Raw genomic sequence first — 17,341 nt, 5'->3', positions numbered from 1 at the left:
GACGCGCGAATGCTGGATATCTACAACCACCCCATGCGGCTGTACGCCGATCCCTCGCGCGTGGTGGTGCGCCCGTTTCATATCGCGTGGCAGCGCAACGGCTCCGCCCCCAGCCGGACCGAACGACTGGTCGGCGAAGTACTGGCGATGTCGGCGCAGGAAACGCGCGCGCAACTCGAAACCGTGCTCAAGGATTTCGAGGCGCGCCATTGGCAGACGCGCCGCGTGTTCATGACCCGCTATGATGAGATCGAGACAGTACTGGGACTGAACGGTGCCGAGATCGGCGACGAAAAGCGCCAGTTGATCGGTGCCTATTTCTGTCACGAATATAGCTACGCGGCCGCCGCGCTGATGAACCCCAGCGCGGTGCCGCATTTCGACCAGACCGGGATGCCCGACGGGTCGTTGCGCATCCTGATGTCGCTGCGCGCGGTCGGTGAAGGCCATATTTCGTCGGTCGCGTTCCGCGAAGGCATCATCACCGACGAAAACGAACTGACGCTGGCGCCCGAGCCGCCCTTCGCCACCGCCGCCGACGCGATCGGCGAAGAGGACGAAGCGCCCGAGGGTGAGGTGACCGTCTTCCGCCACCGCGATTCGACGCTGTCGGGCACGGTGATCTTCCCGATCACGCAGGCCCAGTCGAAGGGGCTGGAGGACATGCGCCTCGTCCGCTTCCAGCATGATGACGGCAGCTTCGAATGGCTCGGCACCTACACCGCCTATAACGGGTCGATGATCCAGTCCGAACTGCTGCGCACCCGCGATTTCCGCGCGTTCGATCTCGTGCCGATGACCGGCAGCGCCGCCCGTAACAAGGGCATGGGCCTGTTCCCGCGCAAGATCGGCGGGCAATATATGATGATCGGCCGGCAGGACGGCGAGAACCTGTTCCTCATCAAATCCGACAGGCTGACCCATTGGGACGAGGGCGAGATGCTGCTCAAGCCCGTCTATCCGTGGGAGTTGGTGCAGATCGGCAATTGCGGCCCGCCGATCGAGATCGACGAAGGCTGGCTGCTGCTGACCCATGGCGTCGGCGCGATGCGCAAATATGCGATCGGTGCGGTCCTGCTCGACAAGGACGATCCGTCGAAGGTCATCGGCCGCACCCGCGACCCGATCCTTGCAGCGGCGAACGAGGACCGCGAGGGCTATGTCCCCAACGTCGTCTATTCGTGCGGCGCGATCCGCCATGGCGACCGGATCTTCATTCCGTACGGCGTCGCCGACAGCTCGGTCGCCTTCGCGTTCGTCACGATCGAGGCGCTGCTCGGCGCGATGTGACGCGCCTCTGGTGGCGCTGCGAACCGTGCCAACGAACGGCGTGCCCGCCGCCACGTCGCCACCGGTTCACAACCGGTGCAGCGCCTGTGTCGCGGTTCCCAGCACCGCCGCCCGCGCCCGCAGGCTGGCGACCAGAAAATCGATCTGTTCGTGCAAAAACCGCCGCGGTGTCGTGCCAAGCACCGCATGTGAGTCCCGCAGGAAATGCGACGCGCTGAAATAGGCCGGATCGATGCTTGAATAATCGATCTCACCGCGCGACTCGATCAACGGGATCAACGAACGCAGGAAACGCGAGCGGATCAGCAGCGTTTTGGGGAGGAAACCGAAATGCCGGCGGCATATCCGCCGCAGCGCTTCGGGCGAGATATCCCATTCCCGCGCCGCCTGCGCCAGCCCGCCCGGCGCATCGTCGACGACCAGCAGGGCAATACGCCGAATCAGCGCTTCGTCGGGACTGGGCGGTCCGATCTCGGCGAGCAGGAACCGGTCGAGTGCAGCCTTCACGCCATGCTCGTCCTCCACCGCCGACAGCGTCGCGACCAGCCGGTCGGCGAAACCCGGCGACGCGACATCGTCCAGCGGCTCGATCCGGTCGGCATAGCGGTCGGCGCCTTCCGCAAAGAACCGCGACCAGCCGAGCGCACTGACCCCGAAGCCGATCATGATCCCGCCATTGGTCAGCGTATGCAGCGCATGGCTGCTCGGCCCGCACAGGCTGGCCTGCGGCATCGGGTTGAATATCCGCCGCCCGATCGACACCGCGATCGGCCCTGCGTCCAGCGTCACCCGGACATTGGCGGTGCCGGGCAGGAACCAGTTCTCCATCCCGATCGATGCCGGTCCGCTGGCGGCATAGAGGTGATAGCCGGTCGTATAGTCGGCCAGCGCCGGATCGGGCCGTTCGTACCGGATCGCCATGCCGGGCGGCATCGCGAACAGCGCGGGAGGAATATCAGGCGTCTCGGTCCCACCGACGACCGTTCGCATCCCGGTCAACCCCGGAACAACCCGCCCAGAACACCGCGCAGCAAACCGCCGACGACGCCGCCACTTTTCGCACGCCCGCCGCGGGTCGTGCCGAACACCTGTTTGCCGATTTCGTTGACGACGATCCGCCCAACCGCCGACCCGGCCGATCGCGTCGCCGATTGCGTGGCGCGGCTCCATGGGTTGTTCGCTGCCTCGCGCTCAGTCGTGCGCGCCGCCTTCTCCTCCTCCTGCGCCGCGCGGTCGGCGGCACGCTGTTCGGCAATGCGCCGGCGTTCGGCTTCCTTCGCCGCGCGCGCGTCTTCCTTCGCCTGCAGCGCAGCTTCCTTGTCGGCGGCGACCTGCGCCTTGGCGGCGGCAGCAGCGGCAGCGGCTTCCCCGGCCTTCGCTCCCAACAGTTCGGCTGCCGATTCGCGGTCGATCGCGGTGTCGTAGCGGTCACCGATGATATCGGTTTCCATCAACACGCCGCGTTCGACCGGGGTCACCGGTCCGACCCGCGATCGCGGCGGCCGGATCAGCGTCCGCTCGACTGGGCTGGGCGATCCATCCGCCTGCAACACCGACACCAGCGCCTCGCCGGTCTTCAGTTCGGTGATCGCCTGCGCCACGTCGACGCCGGGATTGGCACGGAATGTCTCCGCCGCCGCCCGGATCGCCCGTGCTTCCTTGGGCGTGAACGCCCGCAAAGCATGTTGCACCCGGTTGCCCAGTTGTGCCGCGACCGCATCGGGAATATCGACCGGGTTCTGCGTCACGAAATAGATGCCGACGCCCTTCGACCGGATCAGCCGCACAACCTGCTCGACCTTATCGACCAGCGCGTCGGACGCATCGTCGAACAACAAATGTGCTTCGTCGAAGAAGAACACCAGCACCGGCTTTTCGGGGTCACCGATTTCGGGCAGCGTTTCGAACAATTCGGACAGCAGCCACAGCAGGAACGTCGCATAGAGGCGCGGCGATGCCATCAACTTGTCGGCGGCCAGTACCGATACGATGCCGCGCCCGTCGTCGCTCACTCGCCGGAAGTCAGCGAGGTCGAGTGCCGGTTCGCCAAAGAACCGGTCGCCGCCCTGGGTCCGCAATTGCAGCAGCGCACGCTGGATCGCGCCGACCGATTGCTTGCCGACATTGCCGTACCGGGTGGTCAGTTCGTTGGCGCGCTCGGCGACATGCACCAGCATCGCCTGTAGATCGTCGAGGTCGAGCAGCAGCAACCCGTCCTCGTCGGCGACGTGGAAGGCGATGGTCAGCACCCCTTCCTGTACGTCGTTCAAGTTCAGCATCCGGCTGAGCAGCAGCGGTCCCATTTCCGACACCGTCGCCCGGATCGGATGGCCGGCGTCTCCGAACAGGTCCCAGAACACGACCGGCGTCTCGCGATACTGCCAGTCGCTGTCCCCGATCGCGGCGGCGCGTTCGGCAAAGGCGGCGTGCGGCTTCGCGGTCGCGCTGCCGGCCATCGCGATGCCTGACAGGTCTCCCTTCACATCGGCGACGAACACCGGAACGCCGGCAGCGGAAAAGTTTTCGGCCAGTCCCTGCAACGTCACCGTCTTGCCGGTGCCGGTCGCCCCCGCGATCAGTCCGTGGCGATTGGCGCGTTTCAGTACCAGCGATTGGCGGACGCCAGTTCCAGTCGCGCCCACAAAGAGTTCGGTAGTATCGATCATGCCCTGCCCCCTGTCGTGGCAGGATACTTACCTAGTTTAAAGTCTACGTAAATCGCGCGTTTTGCACGTAAAAAGGGCGGCGATCCCGATGACCGCCGCCCTTCTCGTACTTACCGGTTGTCGACCGCGATCGCGACGAAGGCCGGTGGGACCGATCCGCCGGGACCGATCGGCTGGATCTGCAACAACAGCTTGCGTTTCGCAGCACGTGCCGCCGCGACCGTGCGGGCAAGCTCGGCCGACGACGTCACCGGCTGACGATCCGCCGACAGGATGACGAAGCCGCGCCGCAACTGTTTGGCCGCCGCATCGCTGTTCGGATCGACCGCAACGATCACCACACCACGCGTCGATGCGTCCAGCCCGAGCTGCCGTGCGATCGACGGGTTGAGCGGCTGCACCGCCATGCCGGCGGTCGCCGACAGGCTGTCGTTCGCGGGCGGATTGTTCGGCGCTTCGTTCGGATCGAAGCGTTCGTCCTGCGCCTGCAACTGCTCTTCCGACGGACGCGTGCCCAGCGTCACCGGGATCTGCTGGCGACGGCCATCGCGCAGGACGTCGAGCGTGACGCGGCTGCCCGGTGCTTCCAGCCCGACCAGATAGGTCAGCGACTGTTGCGGCGTGATTTCCTTGCCATTGATCGCAAGGACCACGTCGCCGACGCGAATGCCGGCCCGCGCCGCCGGTTCGCCCGGCGAAACGCTACGCACCAATGCGCCGCGATCCTTGCTGATGCCCAGCGCGTTGGCGATGTCTTCGCTGACATCCTGTGGGCCGAGGCCCAGATAGCCGCGTGCGACCGACTGACCCTTCATCAGCTTGTCGACGATCGGCTTGGCCTGTTCGGCGGGAATCGCGAAGCCGATGCCGATATTGCCACCGGTCGGCGACAGGATCTGCGAATTGATGCCGATGACATTGCCCTGCATATCGAACATCGGTCCGCCCGAATTGCCGCGGTTGATCGCCGCATCGGTCTGAATGAAGCGGTCATACGGCCCCTGCCCGACGCGGTTCAGCGCCGAGATGATGCCGGCGGTCACCGTGCCCGACTGGCCGAGCGGGTTGCCGATCGTCAGCACCCAGTCGCCGACCCGCGCCTGCCGCGAATCGCCGAAGCGGACGAACGGGAAGTTCGGACCGTCGATCTTCAGCACCGCAAGGTCGGACAGCACGTCGCGTCCGATCAGCTTCGCCTTATATTCCTTCTGGTCGGCCAGCGTCACGGTAATCGATTCGACCGTCGCGCCTTCCGCTCCGGCCGAGACCACGTGGTTGTTGGTGACGATATAGCCGTCGTTCGAAATCAGGAAGCCCGAGCCGAGCGACTGCGCCTCCTGCGTCCGGCCGCCGCCACCGCCACCGCCGCGTCCACCAAAGAACTGCTCCAGCGGCGTACCCTGGAACGGGTTCGCCTGCTGCTGCACGGTGATGCGCTGCGTGGTCGAGATGTTGACGACCGCGGGCGAAAGCCGGGTCACCATGTCGGCGAAGCTCATCGGCGCACCGGCGCGCGGTGCGGACATGGCGTTGATCGCGCCGGGTTCGTTCTGCGCGGTCTGCGCCCCCGACGGATTGAGCGTCAGGGTCGCGGCGGCGCCGCCCAGCAATAGAGCGGAAGTAATGGCGTAGGCGTAACGCACTGTTGAATGGTCCTCTCGAATTAGGCTCACGACCCCTTCGGGCCGTTAACCTGCCATTGCCTTGCTGAACGCGGTTTGAATGTTCGGCGGAGTTTTAGCGTTCCCGACCACCGAATTCGCGAAGATACCCGTTTTCGGGCGACAGGATGATCGACGTGCTGCCGCTCTGGTTCGGTGCCCCGGCAAAGGTGGTGCGATACGACTGCATCGCCCGCCAGAACGCGTAGAAATCGGCATCCTTGCCAAAGCTTGCCGCATAGATGCGCGCGGCCTCCGCCTCGGCATTGGCGCGGACGACCTGCGCGTCACGCTGGCCCTGTGCCGCGATCGTCGCCGCTTCCTGTTCCCGAGCCGAGCGCATCCGCGCCAGCGCCGATTCGAGCGGGCTGCCATCGGGCAGGTCGGCATGCTTGATCCGCACGTCGACGATCTCCGCACCGTACTGTCGCGCGGTGCGTTGCAACGCATTCTGGATATTGTCCATCACCGCGCCCCGCTCCGGGCTGAGCAGCGACGCGAACGGACGACGCCCCAGTTCGGCGCGCAATGCCGACGACAGCAACGGTTCCAGCTGGTTGGCGACCCGCTCTTCGGTGTTGGCGGTCGACCCGGTCGAAATCACCGCCTGCAACGGGTCGACGATGCGGAACCGGGCAAAGGCGTCAACCTCCAGCCGCAGCTGATCGGTCGACAGCACTGGCTGATTGTTGAGCTCGATATCCAGCACCCGCTTGTCGATCCACACCACCCGGTCGAAAAACGGGATCTTGGCGACCAGCCCGGCCCCGGTCCGCCCGAACGGCTGATCGGCGCGGTACGGATTGAGCGTGCCGACCGGCTGCTGGAACCGCAGGATCACCGCCTGCCGCGTCTCCGGTACGATCACGATCGTACTGAACAACAGGATGACCAGCACCAGCAGCGCGATGCCCGCCGCCATCGGATTGCGCAACACCCGGCTCATCGTACGGCTCCCGTCGGCTGCGCCTGCGGCGTCGGGGGGGCCTGCGGTTCGGGCGTTGCCTGTTGCTGGCGGCGCACTTCGGGCAGCGGCAGATAGGCCTGAACGCCGGGCTGGACGATCGTCTTGTCGGCGCGGTTCAACACCTGCTCCATGGTCTCGTAATAGAGCCGCCGCCGGGTCACGTCGGGCGACAACCGATATTGTTCGTAGATCTTGTCGAATTCGGTCGCATCACCCTGCGCACGGGCGATCACCTGCTGCGCATAGGCGCGCGAGCGGTTCAGGTTCGACTGCGCTTCCTGCTGCGCCGCCGTCACTGCCTTGAACGCGTCGTCGACTTCGACCGGGGCCGCCGCCTTCTGGATGCTGATGCCCAGTACGCGTACGCCCGATTGATATTCGTCGAGCAGCGCCTGCATCCGCGTCTGCACCTCGGCCTCGATCTCGCCGCGTCCCGAACCGATCGCCTGGGTCAGGTTCTTCCCCGCCACCGCCGCACGCATCGCGCTCTCGGCGACGGCGCGCACCGTTTCCTTCGGATTCTTGATCTCGAAGACGTAATCCTCGGGCGATTTGATGTTCCAGCGCACCGAATACGCCAGATCGACGATATTCTGGTCGCCGGTCAACATCAGATTGGGCTGGCTGCCCTCGGGAAAGGATTCGGTACGGGTATTCTGCACGTCCTCGACCTGTACCCGCATGATCGGCGCGGGCAGGGTGAACTGGATGCCGGGGTTCAGCGTGCTGGTATATTTTCCGAACATGGTCACGACGCCACGTTCCTGCGGGCCGATCGAATGAAAGCTGGTGAAGCCGATCCACACCAACACCAACGCCGCCACCGCCGCCAGCCACAGCCGTCCGGCATTGGCCGGAAAGGACGGTCCACCGCCCGGCCCGCCACTGCGCGCGCGCTTCAGGAATTCGTCGAGCGAGGTCGATCCGCCGATCCGGCTGCGCTTGCCAGCGGGCGGCAGCGACCAGGGATTGCGCGGACCGTCCTCGCCGCCGCCGCCCGATCCGTTGCCGGAATCACCGCCGCCGCCCCATGGGCCCTTGTCGCTCATCCCCAGCACTTGCGCGCGTCGGCGCCACCCCATGATCCATCGCATCCTTCCTTTATAGGGGGCCGCCCTCCCTTTTACAGTGGTAACGCGCTTGGGCGACGCTACATCGCGGCCATGACTGCATCTTCGCCCCCCGCCGCCGCGCTCGACGCGTTGCTAGCCCCCGTCGCCGCCGGGCGCGCGACCGTTCGGGTGACCGGTGATCAGGCGAGCATCATCCTCGATGTGACCGGCCTGCCCCCGGCGGCGCGCGACGCGCTGGAAGCCGATGTCCGCGCGGCGGCACTGACCGCGCCAGGCATCGCCGGCGTCCGCGTGGCGCAGACCAGCGAGCGGGTGGCGCAGCGCATCATCGCCGTGGCCAGCGGCAAGGGCGGGGTCGGCAAATCGACCCTCGCCGCCAATCTCGCCATCGCGCTCGCCCGGTCGGGGCGGAAGGTCGGTATGGTCGACGCCGACATCTATGGCCCATCGCAGCCGCGCCTGCTCGGCGTCGACGGGATCAAGGCCGAGGCGCACGACAAGAAGCTGGTGCCGGTCGCGACGAAGCTCGGCGTACCGCTGCTGTCGATGGGACAGCTGGTGCCGGCGGGACAGGCGATCGCGTGGCGCGGGCCGATGGCGGCCGGCGCGCTGACGCAGCTGGTCGACGCGCACTGGGAGATGGCCGACACGCTGGTCGTCGACATGCCGCCGGGTACCGGCGACGTCCAGCTGACCATGATCCAGAAGCACCGGCCGGCGGGCGCGGTCATCGTCTCGACGCCGCAGGACCTCGCTCTGATCGACGCCACGCGCGCGATCGACCTGTTCGTGAAAGCCGGCGTCCCAATCATCGGCCTCGTCGAAAACATGGCCGGCTATGTCTGTCCGCATTGCGGCGAGACATCGGACCCGTTCGGCAACGGCGGCGCGGAGGCCCAGGCAAAGGCGCTCGGCATTCCGTTCCTCGGCCGCATCCCGCTGACGCTCGCGATTCGCAGCGCTTCCGACGCCGGCACACCGCCTGCGGCCGGGAACGGTGCCGAAGCCGATCCGTTCAAGGAGATCGCCGCACGGGTCGGCGACTGGCTGGCGAGAAACTGACATGCTCGACGACGACGGCATCCGCACCCTGCTGACCGAAGCACGAACCATCGCGCTGGTCGGCGCGTCCGATCGGCCCGACCGGGCGTCCTACGGCGTGATGGCGTATCTCCAGCGGCAGGGATATCGCGTGATCCCGGTCAATCCGCAGATCACCGGCGAGCATCTCCACGGCGAATTCGTGTTCCGCGACCTCGACCAGATCGGGGAGCCGATCGATATCGTCGACATCTTCCGCAACTCGGCCGCCGCCGGCGAGGCGGTGGATGCCGCCATCGCGGCCGGCGCGAAGGCGGTGTGGATGCAGCTTGGCGTCGTCAACGAAGCCGCCGCCGGACGTGCGGAGGCGGCAGGCTTGCACGTCGTCATGGATCGCTGTCCGAAGATCGAGATTCCGCGGCTGGGGGTCGCGGCGGTCGGGTGAGACCCGTACGTCTCTCAATTCCCTTCCGTTCGTGCTGAGTAGGGGCTGAGCCTGTCGAAGACTCGTATCGAAGTACCTGCGATGGTCCTTCGATACGCCATTTCGACAAGCTCAATGGCTACTCAGGACAAACGGGGGTGGAACCTCTTTCCTGGACCAAATCCGAACCGTTCGGTTCGAGCAGTTTCGAGCCTGTCGAGAAGCAAACGGGTGCGGGAGGAGATCAGGGCAGGCTCAAACCCGCCCGCCCATAACCCTTGCGAACAGCCCCAGCATCCACCCCGTCGTCGTCACGAACAACGCCGGATCATAGCGCGGCCCCTCATCGCGCAGGAACGCATGCTGCGCATTCACCTCATGCCATTCATAGACCGTAGCTGCCGCTTCCAGCGCCTCGCGGATCGCCTGCCGCCCGGCATAGGGCACATGCGGGTCCTGCCGCCCCCACACGAACAGCATCTCGCCCGCGATCTCGCCGATCCGCGCCAGACTGTCGTCGCAGCGCCCTGCGCCCAGCGTCGCGGAATGGATATCGGTCGGATAGAAACACGCCGCCGCCGCCACGCGGGGATAGAGCGCCGCGCGATAGGCGAGGTGCCCGCCAAGGCACACGCCCGCCACCCCGATCCGCCCCGAACATGCCGGATGACTGCTTAGATAATCGAGCACCAGCGCCGCATCGGCATCGAACCCGCTAACCTGCTTGGCGAACTTCAGGTCGTTGCCGCGATCGGTGCCCGGCTTGTCGTACGCCAGCACCGTGCCGGGTGCCTCATATTCATGATAGACCTCCGGCACCGCGACGACATAGCCGTGCCCGGCGATGAACGCCGCCAGCCGCCGGATCGGTGCGGTCACCTGATAGATTTCGGAATAAAGCACGACGCCCGGAAACCGTCCTTCCGCCACCGGGCGAAAGACATGGGTCCGCATCACCCCGCCATCGGCGGTGGAAAGGTCGGCAAATTCGTCGCTGCGTAGGATCATGACCGCGCCGTGCCCCCGGCGGGATCGGCTGGCAAGGGAGGAACGGGATCGCTTGGCGAGGCCGTCACCAGTTCCAGACGCTGCGGCACCGTGCCCATCTCGATCCCTTCCGCCCGGAACCGTGTGAGCAGGTCGAGCAGGATGTTGCTGCGCGCCCGATACGCGGCGCGCGGCGATTCGACATGCCCGAAACAGTTGAACGCGATGCGGTCATTGACGATCGCATCGATGAACGCGGCGGGGGCCGGATCGGTCAGCACCGCCGCTTCCCGCGCGAACGCATCCATCACCAGTTGCTGGACCGCCGCCGCATCGACGTTGATCGAGACCGAAAACTGCACCTGTATCCGCCCCAGCGGGCTGGCCAGCGTCTTGTTGAGCACCGATTTGGTGATGAGTTCGGAATTGGGCACGATCAGCGTCGAATGATCGGCCAGCGTGATCTCGGTCGATCGCACGCTGATCCGCTTCACATCGCCTTCGTCGGTGCCGACGCGGATCAGGTCGCCGATCTTGATCGGTCGTTCGGCGAGCAGAATCAGGCCCGACACGAAATTCTGGGTGATCGCCTGCAAACCGAAACCGATGCCGACCGACAGCGCCGAGAGCAGCAGCGCGATCCGTTCGACCCCGATGCCCAGCGACGCCAACGCCCAGATCACCGCCAGCGCGATCCCGACATAGCGCGCGACGAGGCTGACCGAATTGCGTCCGCTGCCATCCAGTTCGGTGGCGGGAAGATACCGCCCCTCCAGCCAGCGCATGAAACCGCGCACCAGCGTCAGGCCGATCGCCAGCACCAGCACCGATCGCAGGATCGCGCCGGGGGAGATCGTCACCCCGCCGACCTGCACCCCGCGCGCCAGATCGCCCAGCCGCGTCAGGATATCGGTCACCCCGCTGCCGCCGAACGGCAACAGCCACAATGCCAGCGCCAGCACCGCCAGCAGCACCCGCAGCACCCCGGACAGCAACACCCCGAACTGGTCGACCGTGCCGCCGCGCAGCCCCAGTCCGCGGGTCAGCGCAAGGCCGAGCGGACTCGATCGTTCGAACACCGTCGTCGCGACATCGTCGATCGCGGCCAGCGCCAGATAGACCGCGGCACCCAGCACCAGCGTCCACGCCGCCATCTGTCCGACTGACAGGCCGAACCCGATATACCCCGCCGCCAATGCCAGCAGCGCGACGCCCGCGACGCACCATGCGAACAACGTGACGGCAGCCAGCCCGGTGCGCGCCGGCGCATCCTCGCCCGCGCTCGCCTCCGCCCGCAACCGGCCGATCGCGAACAGCGCGCCCGCGATCAACAGGATATGCGCCAGCGCCAGCACGGCGGCGGTCGTGGTCCGCGCGGCGGCACTGGTCCCGATCGCGCTGTGCCCGGCATCGATCGCGATCGCGAAGCCGGCGAGCAGCGCCAGCAGGAACGAATAGGGTCGCAGCCGCGCCGCGACCGCATCGCCGATCGGTGCGATCCGCCAGCTCGGGCTGCCCCGCATCAGCACCGCGCCCAGCACCGAACTGGTGAAGCCGGTAAAACCGATCGCCACCAGCCACTGATCGAGCATCGCGCTCCAGCTCGGCGCGACCAGCCCGGCCCAGCGCAGCCCGGCCAGCACCGCCACAGCGGCGAGCAGCGGCGCGAGCGTCCCGACGAAGACCCGGCCCAGCGCATTGGCCGATCGCCGCACCCGCCGGCCCGGCGCACCCTCGATCAACAGCCGCTGGCCGACCCGTCCGGCCGCCAGCCGCGCCGGGCCCAGCAACAGGATGGCGATGGCCAGTCCCAGCAATGCCAGCCACATCCGCCCCGGCGCGGCGGCGGCGACGGTGTCTACCTCGGCGGCGACGAACCGTTCGATCCGATGCGCATCGCGCGGCACCGCACGGAATATCGCGCTCCAGAAGGTCGGGGTCAGCGGCGAAGCACCGTGACCGAACCATTTCTGGCTGATCTCCGCCGCCTGTCCTTCCTGGATCTCGTCGATCAACTGCTGTGCCTCGACCGACAACAGTTTGGCGCGCTTCGTCGCCGAATCGATCGTGGTCCGCTGCCGCGCAAGCGCGGTCCGCTCGCTGCGGATCGCGGGATCTTCGCCCGATGCCGCCGGCCCCAGCTGCGCCAGCCGCGCATCGATCCGCGCCAGATCGCCGGTCAGCTGCTGCGCGGCGTCGAGGGTCGTTGCCCGCACCGCCTGTGCCCGCGCCCGCAGCACGGTGCGGTCGCCCTGTTCCAGCTTCGTGTCGAGCGCCCCGTCGACCAGCCCCAATTCGCTAGCCGCACCGTCGAGCCGGGTGGTCACATCGCCGGCCGTCTGCGCCAGCGCCGGGATCGCCGTCACCATCAGTAGCAACGACAGCAGGGTTCGCAACATTGCCATCATGCCCCCGGCCTATCGCCATCGCGCCGCCGGGACAATCGCGACGCTTCCCCCGTTCGCGGACAGGCTGTAGATGGCCGGATGCTTCGCATCACCGAACTCAAACTGCCCCTCAATCACCCGGAAGAGGCGCTGACGGCCGCGATCCGCGATCGGTTGCGGATCACCCCGCGCGACCTGATCCGGTACACCGTCGCGCGCAAGGCGCATGATGCGCGCGACAAGGACGATATCCAGCTCGTCTATTCGGTCGACGTCACGGTCCGCAACGAAGCACCGGTGCTGGCGCGCGTTCGCCGCGACCGTAACATCGGCCCTACGCCTGATACCGGCTACCGCTTCGTCACGAGGGCACCCGCCGATTATGCCGGACCCCGCCCGATCGTCGTCGGCGCCGGGCCGTGCGGGCTGTTCGCCGGGCTGATCCTTGCGCAAATGGGGTTCCGTCCGATCATCCTCGAACGCGGCAAGGTCGTGCGGCAGCGGACACAGGATACCTGGGGCCTGTGGCGGCGCAGCGAGCTGAACCCCGAATCGAACGTGCAGTTCGGCGAAGGGGGCGCCGGCACCTTTTCCGACGGCAAATTGTGGAGCCAGATCAAGGACCCGCGCCATCTGGGTCGCAAGGTGCTGACCGAATTCGTCAAGGCGGGCGCGCCCGAGGAAATCCTGACCGAGGCGCATCCGCATATCGGCACCTTCCGCCTCGTCACCATGGTCGAATCGATGCGCGCGACCGTCGAGGAACTTGGCGGGGAATATCGATTCTCGCACCGCGTCGACGATATCGAACTGGAGGAACGGCCCGACGGCACCCGGCGGGTGACCGGCCTGATGCTGTCGACCGGCGAGACGCTGGCGGCAGACGGACCGGTCGTGCTGGCACTGGGCCACAGCGCCCGCGATACCTTTCACATGCTCCACGATCGCGGCGTATTCCTCGAACCCAAGCCGTTTTCGATCGGCGTGCGCGTGGAACATCCGCAAAGCTGGATCGATGAGGCGCGCTTCGGGGCCTGCGCCGGCCATCCCGATCTGGGTGCCGCCGCCTATACGCTGTCGCATCACTGCACCAATGCGCGCACCGTCTACAGTTTCTGCATGTGTCCGGGCGGCACCGTCGTCGCCGCGACCTCCGAACCCGGCCGGGTGGCGACCAACGGGATGAGTCAATATTCGCGCAACGAACGCAACGCCAATTCGGGCATCGTCGTCGGCATCGATCCGGCGCGCGACTATCCGGGGCATCCGCTGGCGGGCATCGCGTTGCAGCGTCATTGGGAGGAACGCGCCTATGCGGCGGGCGGCGGCGACTATCGCGCGCCGGCGCAGCTGATCGGTGACTTCCTCGCGGGCCGGCCGTCGACCGCGCTGCGCAGCGTCGTGCCGTCCTATCGTCCGGGCGTGCACCTGACCGATCTGGCCGAATGCCTGCCCGATTTCGTCGTAGCGGCGATGCGCGAGGCGCTGGTCGCGTTCGGCCGTACGATTCCGGGATATGACCATCCCGATGCGGTGATGACCGGGGTGGAGACCCGGACCTCGTCGCCGGTGCGGATTGTGCGGGGGGATGACTTTCAAAGCCTCAACACCGTCAACCTCTTCCCGGCGGGCGAAGGGGCCGGCTATGCCGGTGGCATCCTGTCGGCGGCGGTCGATGGCATCAAGGTCGCGGAGGCGGTCGGCCGCGCCCTGACCGGCAAATAGGTCAGGCGATCGGCACGACCGGCGCGGCGGCCGACAGCAGCAGGGCGGAGACGAAGAACGCGGCGAAGGCGGCGGCGAACTGCTGGCGAAGGTCGAGGCGGATCATGGTGGTAACTCCCTGCTTGCCGTGCGAACCAACTCGCCGGCGATGCCAACAGCATTGCAGGGGTCATGCCAGTTCTTTATATAACTGATTTGTATCGGTTTTATTGGAGGGCTTTGGAAGCGCGCCGCTACATTGGCGTAATTTCCGCCAGCAGTTAGCCGGTTTCGCCAACCATTTGGTCCCGGCCGCCACGCTTCGCCGCGTAGAGCAGCTGGTCCGCCCGGCCAACGCCGTCGACGATCGTCTCGCCGGGCCGCAACGTCACCAGACCGGCCGACATCGTGACGCCCTCGATCACCGTATCGGTCTCGCGCAGGCGGTAGCGGCGCGCACCGACCGCACGGCGCGCCCGTTCGAGCATGTCGAAGGCCGTCGCCCGGTCGACGCCGCCGATCAGCAACGCGAATTCCTCCCCGCCATAGCGTGCGACCAGATGGCCGGCGCATTCGCGGTCCAGCGTCGCCGCAATCGCCTTCAGCACGCGGTCGCCGACCGGATGGCCGTATTGATCGTTGACCGACTTGAAGTGATCGACGTCGCACAGCGCGACATGGAACGGGCCGTCGTCGCGATCGGTCGACGCCGATTCGAAGGCGCGACGATTGGGCAGTTCGGTCAGCGGATCGCGCCGGGCATCCTCATGCGCTACGGCCAGTTCCTGCCGCAACGCGCTCGCCTCGCGCGTCGCCTGTGCCAGCCGCGTTTCGGCGATATCGACCCGTGCCCGCATCGACGCGGTGATCCGCGCGAGTTCGGCGATCGCCGAGACGACATCGGTCCCCGGCACGGCGCTCAGCGCGTCGGCACTGGCCGCCAGATCGCGACCGAAATCGCGGGTTTCGTTGTGGATTGCCGACACCATCGATTCGAATCCGGCGACCTGCCGCTGGGTTTCGGCGGCCCGTTCGGCGTCGGCGCTGTCGGCAGGGGCCGGTTCGACCGGGGCGGGGGCCGGATCGGCGGGATTGAAAGACCGCGTACCCGGCTCGATGGCGTTGCCCAGCATCTCGACCTCGCCGCTGCTCAGACGAAAGCCGCCATCGGTCCGCCGTGCGACCTCGCGGGCAAGGGCCCCCGCCGGGTCGCTCATCACCCGATAGGCAAAGGTATAGTTGACGGGCGTTGGTTCGAGCCGCTGGTCTTCGAGGAAAGTGAGGATCGCACGAACCAGACCGTTGCCGGCCGGGGTCACGCTACCGATTCTTTCCATATACACCGCGCATTTCCCTCCGCCCACGAAACCGTGGACAGAAGGAATATGCTGCCTTTGCTAAGATCGGGTTGCCCGCCGATTCACGATTGATGCACGATTAACGTCCCGGACGCGGTTCGCCTCAGCGCGGCGCGGCGAGCCCGCGGACCGCCGCCAGCGTGGTGCGGACATGGTCGGCGGGGTTCATGTCCGAATGGACGAAGGCGATCCGGCCATCGCGGCCAATGACATAGCTGGTGCGCGTGGTCATCGTGCGCGCCTTGCCATCGGCGGCGGCGGGGCGGTTGAGCGCGACGTCGAAGCCCTGGATCACGCGCGGACCGGCGCTGGCGACGGCGAAACGGCCCGCGCAATGTTCGTTCGAAAACGCCTGCAACTTATCGATCGGGTCGGCCGACATGCCGATCACCGTCGCGCCCGCCGCCTTGAACTGATCGACCGAATCGGCAAACGCCTTCGCCTCGGCATTGCAACCGCCGGTGAACGCCGCGGGGAAGAAGTACAGAACCACCGGTCCCTTGCGCAGCTGCGACCGCAGATTGAGCGTGAACGCTTTGCCGGCGATCGCCGCCCGGGTGGTGAAATCGGGTGCCTTCGCACCGGGCGCGAGCGCGGCCGACAGCGGCGCAGCAAAGGGCAGGGTCAGGGCAGCGGCAAGCAGGGCGATACGCATCGGGCGGTTCCTTGGTCGAAAGGTCGTCGGGAGAACGGGGTATGCTAACGCGTGAAAGCGATGCCTAGACGCGCGCTCGAGCTGCGCCGACGATAATCGTCGATCGCCTCGCCGTAACCGCTGAACGCCTGCCCGAAAACGTACAGTCCGGTGCCGCCACCGATCCGGGTGAGCGGATAGGAGGCGAACACCTCGCCCGCCCGCCGGCTGCCCGCCGGATTGCGCAGCGAGGCGGCGATGCGCAGGCCATCGGTCTGCCCGATCGCGGCCCCCAGCGACCAATTGCCCCAATAGCGGTCGAGATCGCGATAGCCGGTACCGACATAGGTCCACAGCTTCGGCGTCACCTCGACGCGCCAGTCGCCGCCGATCGGCACCGCATAGCTGGCCGAGGCGAACAGGCGGTTCACGTCGATCGATCCGGCATCGCGCCCGTTCGAATCATGGGCATAGCCGACCGCACCGACGATATCGTCGCGCAGCGCGCGCTGATAATAGACTTCGGGGCTGTAGGTGGTGGACCGGAACGGGCCGGATGGCTGATCAATCGCCCAGAACATCGTCTGCGTCCATGCGAGGCGCACCCCGTCGAGCGCGCCCGCGCCATCGAACGGACGGACGGCTAGGCTGAATTGCAGCTTCGCCCCGTCCGATCCCAGCCCGAACGCGCCATAGATCGGCGCATGCGGTTCGAACCGGTCGAGAAACCCCGATGCCCGCCCCGTTGCGGTGGCGACGGTCGTTTCACCCGACGGAACCGCAGACGGCGACGGCGATGGCGGAACCGGAATCGGCGAGGAAGCGATCAGGTAGCGCAGCTTGCGGAAGCCGCCCGGCGGGACCGATACCGGCGTCGCATCCAGCGGCGCGATCTCGATCGCCGCACCATCCGCCGTAATGACATCGAGGATGTGCGGTTCGGCTTCGGCCACCGTCGATCCTTCGTTCAACAGGAACACCGTCACCCCTTGCCCGGCAGCCGCAACCGATTCCGGCGGTTCGGCAACGATGCGAATTTGCGGCGGGGCGGCGAGCAGCAGGGCGAGCGCGATCATCGGCCATCTGTGCCAGCCATTTGCGACAACCGCGAGCATCGTTTGCGCTTTGCCCGCTCCACCGCCTATCTGA

Annotated in this window: 14 protein-coding genes; 4 read left to right on the top strand and 10 right to left on the bottom strand. The window is 66.8% G+C overall.

Annotated features, from left to right (window positions below):
• The first annotated feature begins 9 nt into the window (after positions 1-9).
• Entirely contained in the window at positions 10-1,290 is a 1,281-nt protein-coding gene (locus ASE91_RS01970; RefSeq protein ID WP_055998632.1) for a glycoside hydrolase family 130 protein, read from the top strand.
• Between the two features lie 66 nt (positions 1,291-1,356).
• On the opposite strand, the gene ASE91_RS01965 is transcribed toward ASE91_RS01970, so the two are convergent.
• The 5 genes from ASE91_RS01965 to hflK all read right to left on the bottom strand — a co-directional run bounded on the left by ASE91_RS01965 (position 1,357) and on the right by hflK (position 7,633).
• Positions 1,357-2,289 (bottom strand): helix-turn-helix domain-containing protein, encoded by a 933-nt coding sequence (locus tag ASE91_RS01965; RefSeq protein ID WP_056622153.1) that lies wholly within the window; start codon positions 2,287-2,289, stop codon positions 1,357-1,359.
• Complete coding sequence (locus tag ASE91_RS01960) at positions 2,286-3,956, bottom strand: helicase HerA-like domain-containing protein (protein WP_056622151.1); 1,671 nt, start codon at positions 3,954-3,956, stop codon at positions 2,286-2,288. Before ASE91_RS01960 ends, ASE91_RS01965 begins: the two co-directional genes overlap by 4 nt.
• Before the next feature lie 110 nt (positions 3,957-4,066).
• Positions 4,067-5,599 carry a Do family serine endopeptidase gene (locus ASE91_RS01955; RefSeq protein WP_056622148.1) on the bottom strand — a complete coding sequence of 511 codons (1,533 nt, stop codon included), beginning with the start codon at positions 5,597-5,599 and terminating at the stop codon, positions 4,067-4,069.
• A 94-nt stretch (positions 5,600-5,693) separates the two neighbouring features.
• Positions 5,694-6,563 carry a protease modulator HflC gene (gene hflC, locus ASE91_RS01950; RefSeq protein WP_055998640.1) on the bottom strand — a complete coding sequence of 290 codons (870 nt, stop codon included), beginning with the start codon at positions 6,561-6,563 and terminating at the stop codon, positions 5,694-5,696.
• Positions 6,560-7,633 carry a protease modulator HflK gene (gene hflK / locus ASE91_RS01945; protein ID WP_235530254.1) on the bottom strand — a complete coding sequence of 358 codons (1,074 nt, stop codon included), beginning with the start codon at positions 7,631-7,633 and terminating at the stop codon, positions 6,560-6,562. The genes hflC and hflK overlap by 4 nt, the downstream gene beginning before the upstream one ends.
• Before the next feature lie 114 nt (positions 7,634-7,747).
• Between hflK and ASE91_RS01940 the strand changes: the two genes are divergently transcribed.
• Both ASE91_RS01940 and ASE91_RS01935 read left to right on the top strand, forming a co-directional pair.
• Positions 7,748-8,719 (top strand): Mrp/NBP35 family ATP-binding protein, encoded by a 972-nt coding sequence (locus ASE91_RS01940; protein WP_056622145.1) that lies wholly within the window; start codon positions 7,748-7,750, stop codon positions 8,717-8,719.
• A gap of 1 nt (position 8,720) precedes the next feature.
• Entirely contained in the window at positions 8,721-9,143 is a 423-nt protein-coding gene (locus tag ASE91_RS01935) for a CoA-binding protein (protein ID WP_055998646.1), read from the top strand.
• 234 nt (positions 9,144-9,377) lie between these two features.
• Here ASE91_RS01935 and ASE91_RS01930 read toward each other — a convergent pair whose 3' ends face one another.
• Complete coding sequence (locus ASE91_RS01930; protein ID WP_056622143.1) at positions 9,378-10,130, bottom strand: dienelactone hydrolase family protein; 753 nt, start codon at positions 10,128-10,130, stop codon at positions 9,378-9,380.
• The gene (locus ASE91_RS01925; protein ID WP_327196750.1) at positions 10,127-12,514 is read right to left on the bottom strand and encodes a DUF3772 domain-containing protein; all 2,388 of its coding nucleotides are present in this window, start codon (positions 12,512-12,514) and stop codon (positions 10,127-10,129) included. Before ASE91_RS01925 ends, ASE91_RS01930 begins: the two co-directional genes overlap by 4 nt.
• Before the next feature lie 81 nt (positions 12,515-12,595).
• On the opposite strand from ASE91_RS01925, the gene ASE91_RS01920 reads away from it, so the two are divergent.
• Positions 12,596-14,221 carry an NAD(P)/FAD-dependent oxidoreductase gene (locus tag ASE91_RS01920; protein WP_056622139.1) on the top strand — a complete coding sequence of 542 codons (1,626 nt, stop codon included), beginning with the start codon at positions 12,596-12,598 and terminating at the stop codon, positions 14,219-14,221.
• Between the two features lie 260 nt (positions 14,222-14,481).
• Here the strand turns inward: ASE91_RS01920 and ASE91_RS01915 are convergent, their stop codons facing one another.
• From ASE91_RS01915 to ASE91_RS01905, 3 genes are all read right to left on the bottom strand, one after another.
• Positions 14,482-15,519 (bottom strand): GGDEF domain-containing protein, encoded by a 1,038-nt coding sequence (locus tag ASE91_RS01915; RefSeq protein ID WP_162233606.1) that lies wholly within the window; start codon positions 15,517-15,519, stop codon positions 14,482-14,484.
• Between the two features lie 142 nt (positions 15,520-15,661).
• Positions 15,662-16,213 (bottom strand): peroxiredoxin, encoded by a 552-nt coding sequence (locus tag ASE91_RS01910; RefSeq protein WP_055998657.1) that lies wholly within the window; start codon positions 16,211-16,213, stop codon positions 15,662-15,664.
• 44 nt (positions 16,214-16,257) lie between these two features.
• A complete protein-coding gene (locus tag ASE91_RS01905; RefSeq protein WP_082453760.1) occupies positions 16,258-17,268 on the bottom strand; it encodes a phospholipase A in 1,011 nt (336 codons plus the stop codon).
• Positions 17,269-17,341: the final 73 nt, after the last annotated feature.

The sequence above is a fragment of the Sphingomonas sp. Leaf62 genome (genome assembly GCF_001421915.1).
GTDB lineage: Bacteria > Pseudomonadota > Alphaproteobacteria > Sphingomonadales > Sphingomonadaceae > Sphingomonas.
The sequence above is the reverse complement of the archived record's forward strand: the minus strand, read 5'-3'. Positions and strand labels throughout refer to the sequence as shown.